15 protein-coding genes are annotated in these 16112 nt (G+C 63.0%); 10 read left to right on the top strand and 5 right to left on the bottom strand.

All coding sequences use genetic code 11. The annotated features are described in order from the left end of the window. Positions 1-347: 347 nt before the first annotated feature. The 7 genes from ACX82Z_RS22165 (at position 348) to ACX82Z_RS22135 (ending at position 5886) form a co-directional block, all read left to right on the top strand. The gene (locus tag ACX82Z_RS22165; protein WP_026227914.1) at positions 348-935 is read left to right on the top strand and encodes a hypothetical protein; all 588 of its coding nucleotides are present in this window, start codon (positions 348-350) and stop codon (positions 933-935) included. Positions 936-1269: 334 nt separating this feature from the next. Beyond that, positions 1270-2196, top strand: a complete 927-nt coding sequence (locus ACX82Z_RS22160) for an ArdC family protein (protein WP_011578770.1) — start codon at positions 1270-1272, stop codon at positions 2194-2196. Further along, positions 2196-3137 (top strand): hypothetical protein, encoded by a 942-nt coding sequence (locus ACX82Z_RS22155; protein ID WP_459912020.1) that lies wholly within the window; start codon positions 2196-2198, stop codon positions 3135-3137. The genes ACX82Z_RS22160 and ACX82Z_RS22155 overlap by 1 nt, the downstream gene beginning before the upstream one ends. A gap of 646 nt (positions 3138-3783) precedes the next feature. Next, a complete protein-coding gene (locus ACX82Z_RS22150) occupies positions 3784-4029 on the top strand; it encodes a type II toxin-antitoxin system VapB family antitoxin (RefSeq protein ID WP_026227915.1) in 246 nt (81 codons plus the stop codon). Then, positions 4029-4433, top strand: coding sequence for a type II toxin-antitoxin system VapC family toxin (locus ACX82Z_RS22145; RefSeq protein ID WP_018431454.1), 405 nt, complete (start codon positions 4029-4031; stop codon positions 4431-4433). The genes ACX82Z_RS22150 and ACX82Z_RS22145 overlap by 1 nt, the downstream gene beginning before the upstream one ends. 678 nt (positions 4434-5111) lie before the next feature. After that, positions 5112-5420 carry a DUF736 domain-containing protein gene (locus tag ACX82Z_RS22140; RefSeq protein ID WP_018431455.1) on the top strand — a complete coding sequence of 103 codons (309 nt, stop codon included), beginning with the start codon at positions 5112-5114 and terminating at the stop codon, positions 5418-5420. Positions 5421-5721: 301 nt separating this feature from the next. Continuing rightward, complete coding sequence (locus tag ACX82Z_RS22135) at positions 5722-5886, top strand: hypothetical protein (RefSeq protein ID WP_198292933.1); 165 nt, start codon at positions 5722-5724, stop codon at positions 5884-5886. A gap of 46 nt (positions 5887-5932) precedes the next feature. Here ACX82Z_RS22135 and ACX82Z_RS22130 read toward each other — a convergent pair whose 3' ends face one another. Continuing rightward, positions 5933-6217 (bottom strand): WGR domain-containing protein, encoded by a 285-nt coding sequence (locus tag ACX82Z_RS22130; RefSeq protein WP_018431457.1) that lies wholly within the window; start codon positions 6215-6217, stop codon positions 5933-5935. A 462-nt stretch (positions 6218-6679) separates the two neighbouring features. Beyond that, positions 6680-7879 carry a DUF1173 domain-containing protein gene (locus ACX82Z_RS22125; protein WP_459912017.1) on the bottom strand — a complete coding sequence of 400 codons (1200 nt, stop codon included), beginning with the start codon at positions 7877-7879 and terminating at the stop codon, positions 6680-6682. Positions 7880-8064: 185 nt separating this feature from the next. On the opposite strand from ACX82Z_RS22125, the gene ACX82Z_RS22120 reads away from it, so the two are divergent. Both ACX82Z_RS22120 and ACX82Z_RS22115 read left to right on the top strand, forming a co-directional pair. After that, positions 8065-8466 (top strand): hypothetical protein, encoded by a 402-nt coding sequence (locus ACX82Z_RS22120; RefSeq protein ID WP_018431378.1) that lies wholly within the window; start codon positions 8065-8067, stop codon positions 8464-8466. 54 nt (positions 8467-8520) lie between these two features. Then, positions 8521-8790: a hypothetical protein gene (locus ACX82Z_RS22115; RefSeq protein ID WP_018431379.1), complete on the top strand. Its 270-nt coding sequence runs from the start codon at positions 8521-8523 to the stop codon at positions 8788-8790. On the opposite strand, the gene traG is transcribed toward ACX82Z_RS22115, so the two are convergent. From traG to ACX82Z_RS22100, 3 genes are read right to left on the bottom strand one after another with little or no spacing between them, the layout of a single operon-like run. Next, positions 8777-10693: a Ti-type conjugative transfer system protein TraG gene (traG, locus tag ACX82Z_RS22110; protein WP_442843467.1), complete on the bottom strand. Its 1917-nt coding sequence runs from the start codon at positions 10691-10693 to the stop codon at positions 8777-8779. The genes ACX82Z_RS22115 and traG overlap by 14 nt on opposite strands. Before the next feature lie 23 nt (positions 10694-10716). Continuing rightward, positions 10717-10980 carry a conjugal transfer protein TraD gene (locus tag ACX82Z_RS22105; RefSeq protein WP_442843513.1) on the bottom strand — a complete coding sequence of 88 codons (264 nt, stop codon included), beginning with the start codon at positions 10978-10980 and terminating at the stop codon, positions 10717-10719. 49 nt (positions 10981-11029) lie between these two features. Beyond that, entirely contained in the window at positions 11030-11254 is a 225-nt protein-coding gene (locus ACX82Z_RS22100) for a TraC family protein (protein ID WP_442843466.1), read from the bottom strand. A 220-nt stretch (positions 11255-11474) separates the two neighbouring features. Here ACX82Z_RS22100 and traA point away from each other — a divergent pair, with 220 nt between their 5' ends. Continuing rightward, complete coding sequence (gene traA / locus ACX82Z_RS22095; RefSeq protein ID WP_442843465.1) at positions 11475-16106, top strand: Ti-type conjugative transfer relaxase TraA; 4632 nt, start codon at positions 11475-11477, stop codon at positions 16104-16106. Positions 16107-16112: the final 6 nt, after the last annotated feature.

Genomic DNA, 16112 nt, shown 5'->3' with positions numbered 1-16112 from the left:
TGCGGGTCGACCGGGCGCTTACCGGTCTGCATGCCGGTGTCACAGACCATCCCTCGCCGCTCTTCCCGGCGGGTTTGTTGCGGTCTGAACCAGCGGCTGGCCCCTTCAAGGCCGCTATCGCGCCGCGGAGCGGCCGGAACCCCGCCGATCTCGGCAAGGCCGGCCCGCGTCCCGCGCAGGGACCAGTGAAGAACTGGCCCCGGCTTGTCCGCAAGCCGGCCTCGCTCGCCTGGCAGGGTCCGGACCCTGAAGCGTCCAGCTTCCGCTGGTTCCTTTCGACCGCACCCGCAGGAAAGACCGGCCGAGGGCCGGATCACCTGAAGGGCATCGCTAGAAAGGTAAGCTCAATGTCCAGTTCAACCCGCTCCCCCAAGTCCAAGGCCCGCATCGTCCCGCTCCGCAAGGGCACGACCCTCGAAATGGTCCGGCTTTGCTGCCCTGACGGCAACCAGGCCGCGCTCATCTCCGAAAGTTTCGGCCTTCCGGTCCTCGACAGCGACGGCATCCGCGACTTCCACCAGCGCAGCCTGATCGAAGGCGCCGATACCCTCTCCGAGGGGCTTTCCGACAAGGCGATGCAGATTCACCTGCAGCGGATCGTCGGCTCCTATGTCGGCTCCGCCTACGGGGCAGGTCAGTTCTACTCCAAGGCCGTCACCGAGGCGAAAGACGCCACGGCCAAGCTCGCCAACGACATCCGCGACGAGGATCTGGACGGACCGGTCGGTTTCGACAGCAACGCCCAGCGCAAGCGCGAATTCGCGGCCGACATGGGGCTTCAGTCCCACGCCCTGCGCATGGCCGCCGAGGGTGCCGTCGCCGCTTACGAGCATATCGTCGGCGAGACCTGGAAGCCCTACGAGCGTCAGGTCGAAAATCCCGGCCAGACCGTCAGCCGGCAGGCGGCCGACCTCCAGATGGCGGCGCTCGGCTAGCCAATCCCGGGCGGAGCTTCGGCTCCGCCCTCATCTTCCCATCGAGGCTGGTGTCCTTGCGGACACCGGCCTTTTCGCATGTGCGTCGCCAAGGAAACCCGACAAATGAAAACGATCCTGCAGGCCGCGCCAGTCGCGGCCGTCACGAATGTTGGTCCTGCTTCGGTCCTCGGCCCGCGAAACGGCTGCGCCGTCCTTCACTGACGTTGCGGCCCGCAACCGACATCTATCCTTTTTCCGATTGCTCTCGAGCGGGTTCGCGAACCTGCGGTCCTGCGCCTGCGGACCTCGTGACGGCCGCGACTGGCGCGGCCTTGAATGGAGGTTTTGGAAAATGAGCAGGAAAGAGAGCAAGCCCCGCGTCGATATCTACGCGAAGATCACCGACCGCATCGTCGCAGAGCTGGAAAAGGGCGTGCGTCCGTGGGTTCAGCCATGGAATGCTGGGAATACGACGGGTCGCATCACGCGGCCGCTGCGCCACAACGGACTGCCGTATCAGGGCATCAACACGCTGCTTCTCTGGTCGGAGGCGGTGGCGCGGGGGTTCGTCTCGCCCACATGGATGACGTTCAAGCAGAGCGTTGAACTGGGCGGTCATGTCCGCAAGGGCGAGACCGGATCGATGGTCGTCTACGCCAGCCGCTTCACCCGCACAGAAACCGACGCGAAAGGCGAGGAAGTCGAACGCGGCATTCCCTTCCTCAAGGCCTATACCGTGTTCTGCGCCGATCAGATCGACGATCTGCCGGCGCAGTACTACGGCAATCCCGCGCCGGTGGCCGATCCGGTCGAGCGCATCGAGCATGCCGATGCCTTCTTCACCAATACCGGCGCTGTCATCCGTCACAGCGGCGACAAGGCGTTTTTCAATCCGGCGCTCGACATCGTGCAGATGCCGCCCTTCGAGAGCTTTCGCGATGCTCCGAGTTATTACGCCACGCTCGGGCACGAGATGACCCATTGGGTCGGCTCGGAAAAGCGGCTTGATCGCAATCTCTCCCGCTATCACAAGGATCGCTCCTTCAGGGCGCACGAAGAATTGGTCGCGGATTTGGGCGGCTGCTTCCTGGCGGCCGACCTCGGCATCGTCCCTGAACTGGAGCCGAGGCCGGATCACGCGAGCTATTTGGCCAGCTGGCTTGAAATTCTCAAGAACGAGAAGCGCTTCATTTTCGCCGCGGCGGCGCATGCCCAGCGCGCCGTCAACTATCTGCACGATCTCCAGCCGGGTGCGACGCAGGTCGCGGAGGCGGCGTGATGCTGCATTCTCCGAACATCATGGGGGAGGGCGCTGAGCCTTCCCCGCTCCGCTTGCGCGCGCTATCGCTTGGCGCTGGCGTGCAATCCACCACACTCGCTCTGATGGCGGCCCATGGCGAGATCGGCCCCATGCCCGACTGCGCTATTTTCGCTGATACCGGCTGGGAGCCTCAGGCCGTCTACGATCATCTCGCATGGCTGATGTCGCCGAACGTCTTGCCGTTCCCGGTCCATATTGTCTCGGACGGCAATATTCGCGAGCAGCTGATCGCGGCCGGGCAGGGCAACCGCTGGGCCTCGATCCCCGCCTTCGCCAGGACCGTCACGCCGGCAGGCGTGGTGGTCCCGGTTTTTGACGAGGACGACGAGGGCGAGCTCATCGAAGTCGCCACGCGCCAGACGACGACGGAGACCGTCTCGATCGGCATGATCCGTCGCCAGTGCACTACGGACTATAAGATTGTTCCAATCCGTCGGAAGGTGCGTGAGCTGGCGGGCCTGACGCGCAAGCGCTCTCCCTCGTTTCCGGTCGTCGAATGCTGGATAGGCATCTCGACGGACGAGATTGTTCGGGCAAAGCCGAGTTTCGAGGCGTGGCAGGTCAAGCGCTTCCCGCTGATCGAAAAGCGCTTGAGCAGGCGGGATTGCCTCGCCTGGCTGCGTCGGCACGACTATCCCGATCCTCCGAAAAGCGCGTGCATCGGCTGCCCGTTTCACAGCAACGCCGTATGGCGATCGATGCGCGAACAGGATGCCGTTGCATGGCAGGACGCCGTCGAGGTCGACCGGGCGCTGCGGACAGGACTCAGGGGCATTCGCGGCGAGGTATACCTGCATCGATCCTGCGTGCCGCTCGAGGACGTCGATCTATCGACCGCCGCTGACCGCGGGCAGCTCGATCTCTGGCCGAATGAGTGCGAGGGCATGTGCGGTGTATGAGGCCGGCTTTGCCCCCGTAACGTTCGGGCCCATCACACGCGAGGAGCTTAACGCCCATCTCGTTCTATAGGGTCACAGGATGGGCGAGATCCACCGCCCGACGCGCGGCTGGTCCTACGGCCTGCGCCACGAGGGCCGGCTGCTTGCCGTCGTCGCGACCGACACGCTCATACGTGAGCGTGTCGCCGGCTTGACGCGGCACGATGCAGTCGAGCTTTCGCGCCTGTGCGCAGCAAAACCGGATCTCTGCCGCGTGGCGCTGCGCCTCTGGCGATCCTTCGCCTTCCCGGCAATTGCTGTCGCACGCGGCTGCCGCTGGGCGGTCAGCTATCAGGATGCCGCCCTCCACAGCGGCAATCTCTTTCGGTTCGACGGGTGGGTTACACTCGGTCGATCGCGGAGCGGGACCGACTCCCGGTCCGGACGCCGGGGCCGAAGAAAGGTCATCTGGGGCTGGTGCGACGATCCGCAAATCAGGCGGAGCCGGGCCGTCGGTCTGGCGACGACGCCGACGGAGCGAAAGAGCGGACCGATTACCTTCAACGCCGAGGATGGCGTCGCGGCTGTTCCCTTCCAGATCGGCGATCTTGTCAATGTAGACGAGAATATCTACATTACTGGCAAGAACTATCTACATGGAGGCCCCATGCCAATCAATGTCAATAACCCGGAGGCTGATGCGCTGACGCGCAGGTTCGCCCATATGGCCGGCGTCAGCATCACCGATGCGATCGTCATCGCGATGAAGGAGGCGATCGAGCGCCGGCGTGATGCCGAGAGCCCGCTTCAGACGGCTGCACGGCTTCGTGAAAAGCATGGCGTGTCGCTGCGCAAGGCGGCGAAGAAGCCGCTCCCGCGCGAAGCTTTCGACAAGATGTGGGAATCGGAGTGATGTTCGTCGACGCGTGCGCGATCATCGCCGTGCTGTCCGATGAACCGGAAGCGGGCCGCGTCTCCGATGCCATCGCTTCCGGGAAGAATGCCTTCACCTCGCCGGTCGCCGTGCTTGAGGCGGTGCTCGGTCTTGCGCGTCCCGACAAGTTTGGTCTTTCGGTATCGGAGGTGGAGCCGATCGTTGCCGAGTTCCTCGACGAGCGTGGGATCGAGGTCCGGGATCTGCCGCCTGCAGCCGAGACCACCAGGCTGGCACTGTCGGCGGCTCACCGGTATCGCTCCGGCCGCCATGGCCTCAATCTCGGCGATTGCCTGCATTACGCCTGTGCGAAATATTTCGCGGTGCCCATTTTGGCCACGGCCGACGAGTTTCGCCAAACCGACGTTGCCACCGTTCCGTAACGAATGCCACCTCGGTCCCGAGGCCAGGAGGCGGCGCGCCTTAGCCGGCTGTAGTTTGTCGGTCCGCGATCGGGACCCCGCCTGTACGGTCGCCCCTAGCGGTTAGCCATTCAGCTTGAAACGAGAGCCGGATAGGCAGATTGCCGGTCGCTTCTCCCTATCGCGCACCATAGACGCAGCGTCGTTTCAATCCGTGGGTCAGCCTGACGCGTCGTGTCGGGCGCTTCTCTCGGTGATCTCCCAGTGCGTCACCGTGTCGAAGCCGGTGCGAGACAATGTGGCTGCGGTCCCGCCTTTGGATCTGAGGCGCTGCGTGGCCTGACTGCGGCCGCGATGGGCTCTCGACCGAAAAGTCGCGGGCTCTTGGGTATGACGCCGTCGACGGAAATGCCGATCTTCATTCCGGTTTCCACAAGGCCACGCCCATCTGCGTTCTCGATGTGACTGGTCTGACCGAAGGAGGATCCCGCGAGCGGTCTCTCGATCTTGTCCCGGCAACGGCCTTCGCGACTTTCTTCCCCTGACGGCTGCGCCGCCATTCCTCGCGGACCAAGAAAGTCGCTCCCGGCCGCCTTCCACTTCGTTCCAGCCTTTCAGGTGCCAGTCGATCGCCTCCGGTCCACCGACCGTCATCGAGGTCGCGATGGGCGCGGCCCGAGCAACAAAGGAATGAGACACATGGCTACCATCGGCACCTTCGCTTCCACGGGCAACGGCTTCAGCGGCTCGATCAAGACCCTCAACCTCAACGTCAAGGCCAAGCTGGTCCGCATCGACAACCCCTCCGACAAGGGACCGCACTTCCGCATCTTCTCCGGCAATGTCGAACTCGGCGCCGCCTGGCAGAAGGTCTCCGCTGAAGGTCGCGACTACCTCTCGGTCAAGCTGGACGACCCGAGCTTCCCCGCTCCGATCTACGCCACCCTGATCGAGGTGGAAGGCGAGGAAGGCCTGCAGCTGATCTGGTCCCGCCCCAACCGGGACTGATCGCCCCGACAGAGGACCCCGCCGCACAGGCGGGGTTCCTCTCAGCTATGGAGAAGCCGGAACCAGGCATCGAGCCTGGCCCGACTTTTTTGCTGCCATCCGGTTGGGGGGAGGTCTGCACAGATCGTCCGAGGGTGTCACGGCGTTCCGAAGGCCCCAAGGACTTCGTGGTACCCCCAAAATGCTGACGCATTTCGGCTCCCCCACTCGCCGGCTCCGCCGGTCGCGTGCCGCGCTCCTTGACCCCTCCGGCCCACCATGACCGGCGGTGTCGTCTTTCACCAACTTCAAGGAGATGAACATGTCGATCGATCAACACATCGAGGAACTGCGCGCCGAGCTGCGGAACGCTGTCTACCGCGACGAGCGCCGCGAAACCGAAGCCGCTTTGGAGCTCGCGCTTGCCGAGCGCGAAGCCATCTGGACCGAGCAGGAGGCGCTGATGAGCGCCGAGCCTCCTTTCTAGGAGGCTTTCGCCCTGATACCTAATCTCATAGGCCGGATCGACCGGCCTATGAGGTTCGCCGAGCCCGGCGATCATGCGGCCGGCCGCCCGTTTGCGGGCCGTAACCACGCGTGCGTTTGCTACGCAGCAATTCCAGGAAGAGCTGCACTGCCTCTTCCTCTTTGTTGAAATGATGTTGCATGACCTGCCCGCGCGCGCCGATGCGCCCCCATCTACGGGTCAGGCAGACGTCTCCGAACAGCGTCACCTCGATCGACATGGCGTAAAACCGGGCCATGTTCTTGGCGGGATCCATCCGCTCGACGTAGAGCTGGTAGGGTTGCGCGATCATAGGGACAGAATCGCGCTTTACCATTTCAAGGTCCAACGACTTCTATGAATCGGTTGCTGGTTGCCGATTCATTCTGGTGATGGATCAGCCCAAGCGTTCTGTCGTGATCTACGCCATGGCTCAGTAAGCTCTTCCTCGATCGACGGCTCGCCTCGTGGCGATGCGCGCGGTACGCCCATATCGGGGTGTATCAAGAAAGTGGGAGAGGTGCCTTTCCGGTTGACGGACGCAAGGCTGCTCGCAGAAAGATGCTGGGCGAGGCCCTACGGGCACGGCTTTGCTCGCTGCGCTCATCGAACCCGCTTCGCGGTTTCGCCCCATGGGGGCGGCGATCCTCTCGCGGTGCGGCGCTGCCGTGAGAACCTGATTGCCGCCGGGACAGCGGGAGCGGAGCAGGGCCGGCTGCGCTCGGCAAGCGCACGCGGCTTTGAGATCCCCTGGACGATGAACCGCCCCCTCCTTTCATAGGGGAATATCAGGCATAGGCCCGTCGGCAATCTCCCAAATCCACGAAGGCATTTCGCTCTCGGAGACAAGCAGTTCGAGGGTCCCGCGATACTCGCCATCCGCGTCATCGGGAACGATGTACATTGCGATGGGTTCGCCCCCGTCACGGCTCAGCACGACGCTCGCCATCGGTTGTGTCGGCGGCAAATTGTAACGCAGCCCCTTCGCGAATATGACACCGCGCTCCGCGAGCGCCTCGAGCAGCATGCCTTCGTATTGGCTTTCGAATGGGATCCACCGTTCGCTGACCAACATCAGCGCGATCGCCTCGATCACGGCAATACCGGAAACCCCGACGCCGAATGTGGCCGCGGCGATGAGATGCGAGTCCGGGCTCGCATCCCAAAGCGCCAGTTCGCGAGCAAAGACCTTATTCATGCGACGGTCGACGTCCTCGGCCAGCATGAACGGATAGCGCGGGGCGTGTTTGATGATCAATCGTGAGCCAGACCGGGCTGGCTGTATCTCCTTCACCTCTCCGATCAGGATCGCGAGCGAACGGCGATTGCCCTGCGACTGGACCGCTCTGCTCAGAAACTCCTGGCGACGCTGGACGATTCCATCCACGCGCGCCGCGTCAAACATCTCCGGCATGTAAAGCACCGCCGAAAGCGGCTTTCCCTTCGCGCTCGAACTTGACGCCGCCTCGATCAGGAATTTGCGGACCACCGCCCAATTGCGCCTGCCTGCCATCGCCGGACGCCAGCGATTGAACTGTGCCCGGTCCCATAGAAAATGCAGCATCGCCTTCAACGACAAACGGGCACCGTCGGTCCTGACGTCGCCCGGATCAGCGCTGTCACCGATTGCAGGCGCGGTCCGGCCGCCGAGCTTCGACAGGCTAAACCCGAGTTTCAGCGCCGTCGTGCCGTCTTGCACATTCTCGATGATTGCCTCGCCCTCGACTGCGCTGAGGCCCGAAAGGTCGGATGGCGGCTCGTAGGATTCGCAGTCGGGCGCGTGCTGCGCTCCGGTGCCCGGCATCCGTTTCAGGATATGGCGGTCTTCAAACCGCGCGATATACATCGGCACGCCGCCCGCCTGACAGAGGCAAAGGGGGTGTTCCCGATTCGAATAGGCATCCGCCAACCGGTCGTCGAACACAGTATCTGCGACATCGACATCAATCCCACCCATGCGGATATGCCGGCTCATGGTTTTTCGGTTCCTGCGGTCATCATGGGCATAGTCTCCTCTTCACGCGTAAGGCTGCGTTAGGTTGCTCCTGCGGTTTTCACCGACTTGCTGTTCGTCGGGGTTCTTCTTGCATCAATCGAACTCTGCCGATTCTCATTCTCCCAGTTTCAGGTACAATGACGCTCACCGCGAAAGGACAACGCATGCGAAATCCCGCAGACGGCGATCACAACCCCCTCAACGGTGCCTCCGGCGCTGCTGCCCCGATGTCCGTTCTCATCGCATTGCCCTTCAATGTGCTCGAGGCCATTGGGCGCGCTGGTTTCTACACCGCCTGGTATCTGCTCTATTTCGTCGCCTGCGCGTTTCGGGCCTTCACTGGCTTTCTCGTTCTCGCCGGCATCGTCATGCTTCCTGTATCGCTCGGGGTCTTCGTCAATCCCGATGCCGCGCCGATGCCGTGGTGGTTCTTCTTGTCTGCGGCTGTGGGCATGTTCGTATTCGCGCTCGCCTACAATCTGTTCATCGGCTGGTTCGCGCCGCCCGGCGCAGAAGATCCGTTCGACCGGTATCGGCCATCGCCAACGGCCTGCAAGCGCCGATAGCGCGAAGACAGAACCGGCAGACTTCAAAGAAACACCATTCAAGGAGATGGCCGCATGTCGAGTATCACCAAAGCGGCAAACGCCACGGACCAGATTCAGGACCACGTCAGCGTCGCAATTGATCGACTTCAGCACGGGTTCAACGGCCGGATTGTCAACGGATACGGCATCTATTCCGACCCCTCCATGCGTCGCTCGGATTTGGTCGAAGCGCAGAAAGCCATTGAGGCGGCGTTGTCTGTCATGCGAAGCACCGACTGGCCGAGCAACGCGGAATACGACGCGCTTGATCAGGGCAGCGAAGAGTCGGTCAACTCGCCTTGACGAACCTGTTTGGACCAGCCTGCGCATCCATGTCCTTTCTCCGGAAGTAGATCGCCCGCCCGCAGCGGATCGGATCATGGCCCTGCACGATGATGATCTGCTCGTCCTTGCGCATCTGTTGCGTGATTTCGTGGGGCATGATCAGCGGTCGGCGTTGCAGGTTCAGGCTTTCCGACTTCCGCATTCCGCCGTTCGAATTGCTCCACCCGACATTGCGAGATTTCCCCTGAACCTCAACGGTCATCTCACCGCATTGGGCGGAGACGTTGCGCGCCGTGTCGAGTGCTTTGATCGCGGCATAGGAGGCGAAGGCGCAGCCATCAATCCATGACGTCGCGCCATCTTTCCCGAAATGCCGTTCGAGCTGACCAACCGATTGGTACATGAGCATCAGGGTGATGCCATATTTGCGGCCGCGATCACGCGCCTCTTCGAGAACGCGCATATAGCCGAGCAAGTCCACCTCATCCAACATGAAGAGGGCGCGGCGTTCGAACGCGCCGTCGGCTTGCGTCATGGCATTGATCAGTGAGCCGATGATCACCCTGCCGATGCCGGGATAAGACCGCAGGATCGCCGCCGGGATGTTCAGGAACACGTCCTTTTTGCCTGAGACGATATCGCTCGATTTGAACGTTCGCCCGCAGACCAGTGCGGCGTAATCGTCGAGCGACAGCCACTGCGTATCCTTCGACGCCGTGGAGTACACGCCGGAGAATGTCTGCTCGGTCATGTTGGTGAAGACGCCGAGCGTTTCGCGGATGAACGCAGACGCCGATGTCTCCTGAATATCGCGCAGCATGGCGAGCACCGAGGGTTCCGGCTCGGAGACGATCTGGCGCAAACTGCGCAGGTTCCGTCGGCCGGCATATTCCGGAGAGAGCACCACATGGGCCAGCAACCCCGTCAGAAGGTTGTGCGCCTGGTTCTGGAAATAGCTACCGGTCGAGGATTCGAAGCGCGCGCTTTCCGACAGCAGCATGTGGGCTACCGCGACGATATCCTCCTCCTTGTGTTTTGACGTTTCGATCCAGTCGAGCACGTTGAAACCCGTCACCGGATTTGTCGGATCGAGAACCATGCATTCGCGCCCGAGCTTTTGGGTGCGGTGCTCGACAACCATCGGTGCGACCTCGGTCGAGGGATCGAGGCAGATCAGGGGGCCGGTATAGCGCAACGCCGTCGGCACCACATTGCTGGTGGTCTTGAATCCGCCTGAGCCGGCGAAGAACAGCATATGGGTGGAATCGAAATCCTGCTTATAGGTGAGCAGCGGCGCAGTGCCGCCGCTCCCCCATGTCTCGCGGTCGGCCGGATCGAACGGCACGTCGCGGATGGTCTCCTTGTCGACGCGGTAGCGTTCGCCGACGACGATCTCGCCATCTGGCGGAAACAGCTTTGCGGCGGCCGACATGGTGAGCCAATCGGCATCACCGAAGGTTCCGCGCTTGGCGCGCTTCACCGGATCGGACACGACGACCGATATCCGCGCCGATATCGCGACGATGACGAAACCGACGGCCGCAGCAATGACGGCGAAGAAGTCGAGATAGGACAGCACCTCGTCCCAGGTCACCGCGCCGCTCTCGACGGATGGGGACAGCCGCGCATATTCGCGCAAAGCGTAAAAGCCGGCGACCCCGAGAAAGCAGATCAGGCTGACCATCGCCACCGGCCGGCGGCGGTGCATCGTCAGCGCGAAGACAGTAATCAATCCCGCGATCGGACCGAAGAGCAGATTGGGAACGGGTGCTGAGCGTAAGAACCAATAGGCATTGGCAGGCGAGAACCCGCCCGCCATTGCCTGCCATCTGTACGATGTGATCGCCAGGGTCACCGCTGTCACGACGGCAGGCACGATTGCCCATAACAGCGCCGGCTTCAGTTTCGTCTTTCCCGCCATGACCGGCTTCCTCTTGCTGGCGCTTAGTCGCCGTTGGCCTGTTCGGAATCGTCGGAGACGGGCGATCCCGTATCCGCCGCTTCGGCGCCCTTCATCCGATCACGTTGGAAGGCCATGCCGCCTTTTGCCTTCAGCCGATGATGCTCCGGCGATCCGACGCGCACGGTCGCGGCTTCCAGCAGGACACCGAGCAGGAACGCCCGATCGGCCTGTCGCAGCCCGGCCTTCACCACCAATCCGCCGAGCGTGATTTTTTCGCGCGCGTCTTTCTTGCGATCCTCTGTCATCGTCTGCCGCCGCCTTCGTTCCAGGGCCACAATCCGCCGATCGAGGCGCTTAAGCAGATGCGCCTGAAGGCCCCTTGGCCCCCTTGCGAAATCGCGCGGCGATCTCCTCGAAGACGGCGTCGAGCTCATTGTCGGGAATATCCATCTCGGCCAGCCCTGCCTTGGCCGCCGCGCGCGCGAAGCGTTCATTGGCTTTGGCGAGAATTCCACGGCGTTTTTCGCGTAGTTTCTCTATCTGGGCGTCAATCTCTGAAATCGATGATTTAGCGCGCATTTTCTACTTTATCCTTTCCGGAAGCCTTCCTTTGCACGGCGATTATACCGTGTAGAAACGCATAGTAAAAGATGCTAGTTTGCGTCGCGCCGTGAGGCTCAATTTTGGTCTGCGCCCGCAAGGGCGCATCCCGAGAAGCGGCATCGGTCCTGCGGCCCGATCTGTTCGAGGGCGCAATATACGTCGCTGACGCGACATGCTTGGGAGAGGGTCTGATCGCATGGCGATCATGTTCGTACGGGCACAGGTGATCAGTCGGGGTGCGGGACGCAGCGTCGTCTCGGCTGCCGCCTATCGCCACCGTACGAGGATGGCGGAAGAGCAGACGGGGATGAGCTTCCGCTATGAGGGTGGCAAGGCCGAGCTCGTGCATGAAGAGCTGGCGCTGCCGGACCAGACGCCGGCGTGGCTCCGCACCATGATCGACGGGAGGACGATCGCCGGCGCCAGCGAGGTGTTGTGGAATGCCGTCGATACCTTTGAGAAGCGGGTGGACGCGCAGCTTGCGCGCGAGATGATCTTCGCGCTGCCGGAGGAGCTGTCGAAGGCGGAGAGCATTGCCCTGGTGCGCGAATTCGTGCGCGACCACCTCACCTCAAAGGGGATGGTTGCGGATTGGGTCTATCACGATAAGGACGGCAATCCGCACATCCACCTGATGACCACCTTGCGGCCTTTGACCGACGACGGCTTCGGCAACAAGAAGGTCGCGGTTCTAGGCGATGACGGGAAGCCGCTGCGTGTCGTCACCCCTGATCGGCCGAACGGCAAGATCGTCTATCGGCTGTGGGCCGGTGACAAGGACACGATGAAGGCATGGAAAATCGGCTGGGCGGAGACGGCCACCAAGCATCTGGCGCTTGCCGGTCACGATATCCGCCTGGACGGTCGCGCCTATGCCGAACAGGGCCTCGACGGCATCGCCCAAAGCCATCTCGGCCCGGCAAAGGCGGCGCTCGCCCGGAAGGGCAGGGAGATGTATTTCGCACCGGCCGCCCTGGCGAAGCGGCAGGAAATGGCCGACCGGCTCGCCGACGAACCCGGCCTTTTGCTGAAGCATCTGAGCCGTGAACGCTCGACCTTCGATGAGCGGGAAATCGCCAAGGCGCTGCATCGTTATGTCGATGATCCCAGCGTCTTCGCCAATATCCGTGCGCAACTGATGGCGTCGTCGGATCTGGTGACGCTGAAGCCGCAGCAGATTGATCCGGACACAGGAAAGGTTGCCGACGTCGCCGTGTTCACCACACGCGCCATGCTGCGCACCGAATACGATATGGCGCAGTCGGCGCGGGAGCTGTCGCGCCGATCCGCTTTCAAGGTGACGTCCGAAAGGGTCGATGACGCCATTCGCGTGGTGGAGAGCCGCGATCCGGAAAGACCGTTCAGGCTCGACGCGGAACAGGTCGATGCGGTCCGGCATGTCACTGCCGATGGCGCCATCGCCACCGTGATCGGATTGGCCGGTGCGGGCAAATCGACCCTGCTCGATGCGGCGCGCATTGCCTGGGAGGCGGACGGCCGTCGCGTCGTCGGAGCGGCCCTTGCCGGTAAGGCCGCCGAGGGTCTTGAAGAAAGTTCCGGGATCAAATCGCGCACGCTCGCGTCATGGGAACTGGGCTGGGCGGACGGGCGCGATACGCTGCAAAGGGGTGACGTCTTCGTCGTCGACGAGGCCGGCATGGTGTCATCCGAACAGTTGGCGCGAGTCTTGAAGATTGTCGAGGATGCGGGCGCAAAGGCGGTGCTGGTCGGTGATCCGATGCAGCTTCAGCCGATCCAGGCAGGCGCCGCGTTTCGGGCGATTGTGGAGCGCATCGGCTTTGCCGAACTGACCGGGGTGCGCCGCCAGCGTGAACAGTGGGCGCGCGACGCGTCCCGCCTGTTCGCGCGCGGAAAGGTCGAGGAGGCGCTCGATGCGTATGCGCAGCATGATCGCATCGTCCAGCTTGAAACCCGCGATGCGGCGATCGAGCGGATCGTCGAGGATTGGGGGCAGGCGAGGGAGGACTACCGGAACAAGGCGGAATCGGAAAGCCGAGTCCTCAGCGGTTCGGAACTGCTGGTTCTGGCGCAAACCAATGATGATGTCGGAAAGCTCAACAATGCGATCCGCTCCGTGATGCGTCGCCAGGAAGCGCTTGGCGAGGACCGCGCCTACCAGACCGAACGCGGTGTACGACAGTTCGCCGTTGGTGACCGTCTGATCTTCCTCGAAAACGCCCGCTTCTTTGAAAAGCGCGCCGAGCATCTTTCCGTACAGCATGTGAAGAACGGTATGCTCGGCACCGTGGTACGCACCACGAACGAGCGCGGCGAGACGCTGCTCACGGTAAAGCTTGATGCGGGGCGGGAGGTAACCTTCGGCCAGGACACCTATCGCAATGTCGACCACGGCTATGCGGCCACCGTGCACAAATCTCAAGGCGCGACCGTGGACAGGACGTTGGTTCTGGCCACCGGCATGATGGATCAGCATCTCGCCTATGTTGCGATGTCGCGACATCGCGATCGGGCCGATCTCTATATGGCGCACGAGGATTTTGCGCCGCGCGAGAAATGGGGCAGGGCGCAGCGCGTCGATCACGCCGCCGGCGTCACCGGTCAACTGGTCGAAACCGGCGAAGCGAAATTCCGTCCAAACGACGAAGATGCAAAAGAGAGCCCATATGCCGACGTCAAAACCGACGACGGCGTGGTCCATCGCGTCTGGGGTGTCAGCCTTCCGAAGGCTATTGAGAAAGGCAGCGTCGAGCTCGGTGACACCGTCACCTTGCGCAAGGACGGTGTCGAGCAGGTGACGGTGAAGATACCCATCGTGGATCCCGAAACCGGCAAAAAGACCTTCGAGGACCGGGAGGTCGAACGCAATGTCTGGACCGCAGAGCGGGCCGAGACTGCGGAAGTCCGGCAGGCGCGTATCGCTCAGGAAAGCCATCGCCCGGAACTGTTCAGGCAGTTGGTCGAGCGGCTGTCCCGCTCCGGCGCCAAGTCGACTACGCTCGATTACGAATCCGAAGCGGGCTACCAGGCACAGATTGTCGACTTCGCCCGCCGCCGCAACATGGATCATGCCATCGAGCTTGCTGCCGGAATGGAGCAGGGGGTGGAGCGGCATCTGTCGTGGATCGGCGCACAGCGTGATCGCGTGGCGCGGCTTTGGGAGCGCGCCAGCGTCGCGCTCGGCTTTGCGATCGAGAAGGAGCGCAGCGTCTCCTATGACGATCGGGCGGTTCGGACGCAAACGGTCGCACCGGCATCAGTCGAAGAGGCGCGATATCTGCTCGCGCTACAGGCGCGTTTTGTCCGGTCGCTCGAAGAAGACGCGCGGATCGAGCATCTGGCCTCGGCACGGTGGAAAGAGCGAGAGGCGATCCTGCTGCCCGTGCTCGCGCGCATCTATCGCGATCCTGCTGCCGCCCTCGATCGGCTGAATGCGCGAGCTTCGGACTTCGATGGCGAGCCGCGGCGGCTTGGTGAAGATCTTGCGCGCAGTCCCTCGATGCTCGGCGCCATGCGTGGCAGCGACAGCCTGGTCGATGGCCAGATCGCGCGGAAAGAACGGGCTGAGGCCGTCGCCGCTGTTTCGGATCTCGAGCCTCTGGCCCGCAGTCACGCCGACAACTTCAAGCGTGACCGGGCCACGTATGAGAACCATGAGCATGCGCGTCGCGCCGCCATGGCACTTTCGGTTCCGGCACTTTCCCCGCATGCGGTGGCGCGGCTCGATGAAATCGAAGCGGTGCGCGAGAAGGGCGGCGAGGGCGCCTACAAGACCGCCTTCGCCTATGCAGCCGAAGAGCGTTCGCTGGTGCAGGAGATGAAGGCCGTCGGCGAAGCGCTGACCGCCCGCTTCGGCTGGAGCGCCTTTACCGAAAAGGCCGACCAATATGCCGAAAAGCAGATGGTCGCGCGCATGCCTGAGGGAGTGTCCGAGGCAAAACGGCAAGAGCTGACGACGTTGTTTGCGGCCGTGCGCCGCTTCAACGAACTGCAGCATCTGGCCGAGAGGCGCGATCCGTCGCGGATCGTGGCGCCAGCGGCCTACGATCCGGCACAGGCTCCAGAGATGTCCAAACCGCCTGCCTTGCCGATGCTCGCGCCGGTCACCGAGTTCGCATCAACTGTCGATGAAGAAGCCAAGCAGCGTGCGCTGGAGGTTCCCCGTTACAGACAGCAGCGCGCCGCACTTGCCGAGGCCGTGCAGCGCGTCTGGCGCGATCCCGTCGCGGCACTCGCCACGATTGAGGATCTGGTCGTCAAGGGCGTCGAGCCCGAGCGCATCGCTCGTGCCGTCGGGAACGACCCTGCCGCCTATGGCGCATTGCGCGGTTCCGACCGTGTTGTGGATCGGCTCATGGCCACCGGGAGGGAACGCAAGGCGGCGGTCGAAGCCGTGGGGAGTGTCACCGCCAGCGTCGTTGCGACGGGCAAGGTCTGGCAGGGCGCGTTCGACGCCGAGAAGGCGACCATTGCCGCGGATCGGGAGCGGATGAGCGTACCGGTGCCCGGACTGTCGCCACGGGCGGTATCCGAGCTGGCCCGCCTGACCGACGCTGCCGAAAAGTCACCCAAGGATATTACCCGTCTGGTGCGTTCTCTGGACGCAACGGTCAGAGCGGAGTTCGCATCCGTCAGCAAAGCGCTCGACAAGAGGTTCGGGCCGAACGCAGTCGGCCGTGGACAGGCCAACGTCATCGATCGGGTGCCGGCGGCGCAGCGCAAGGTCTTCGAGGCCATGAAGCCCGGCCTCAAGGTGCTGCAGAATGCTGTTCGCGCTGACAAGGCCCAGGACATCATCGCCGAGCGCCAGATGCGGGCGCTCAACCAGACCAAGGGCATCACGAGATAGCGGAAG

The sequence above is a fragment of the Aliihoeflea sp. PC F10.4 genome, assembly GCF_054612275.1.
Note: the sequence above shows the minus strand (reverse complement) of the source record. Positions and strands in the feature narration are given on the sequence as shown.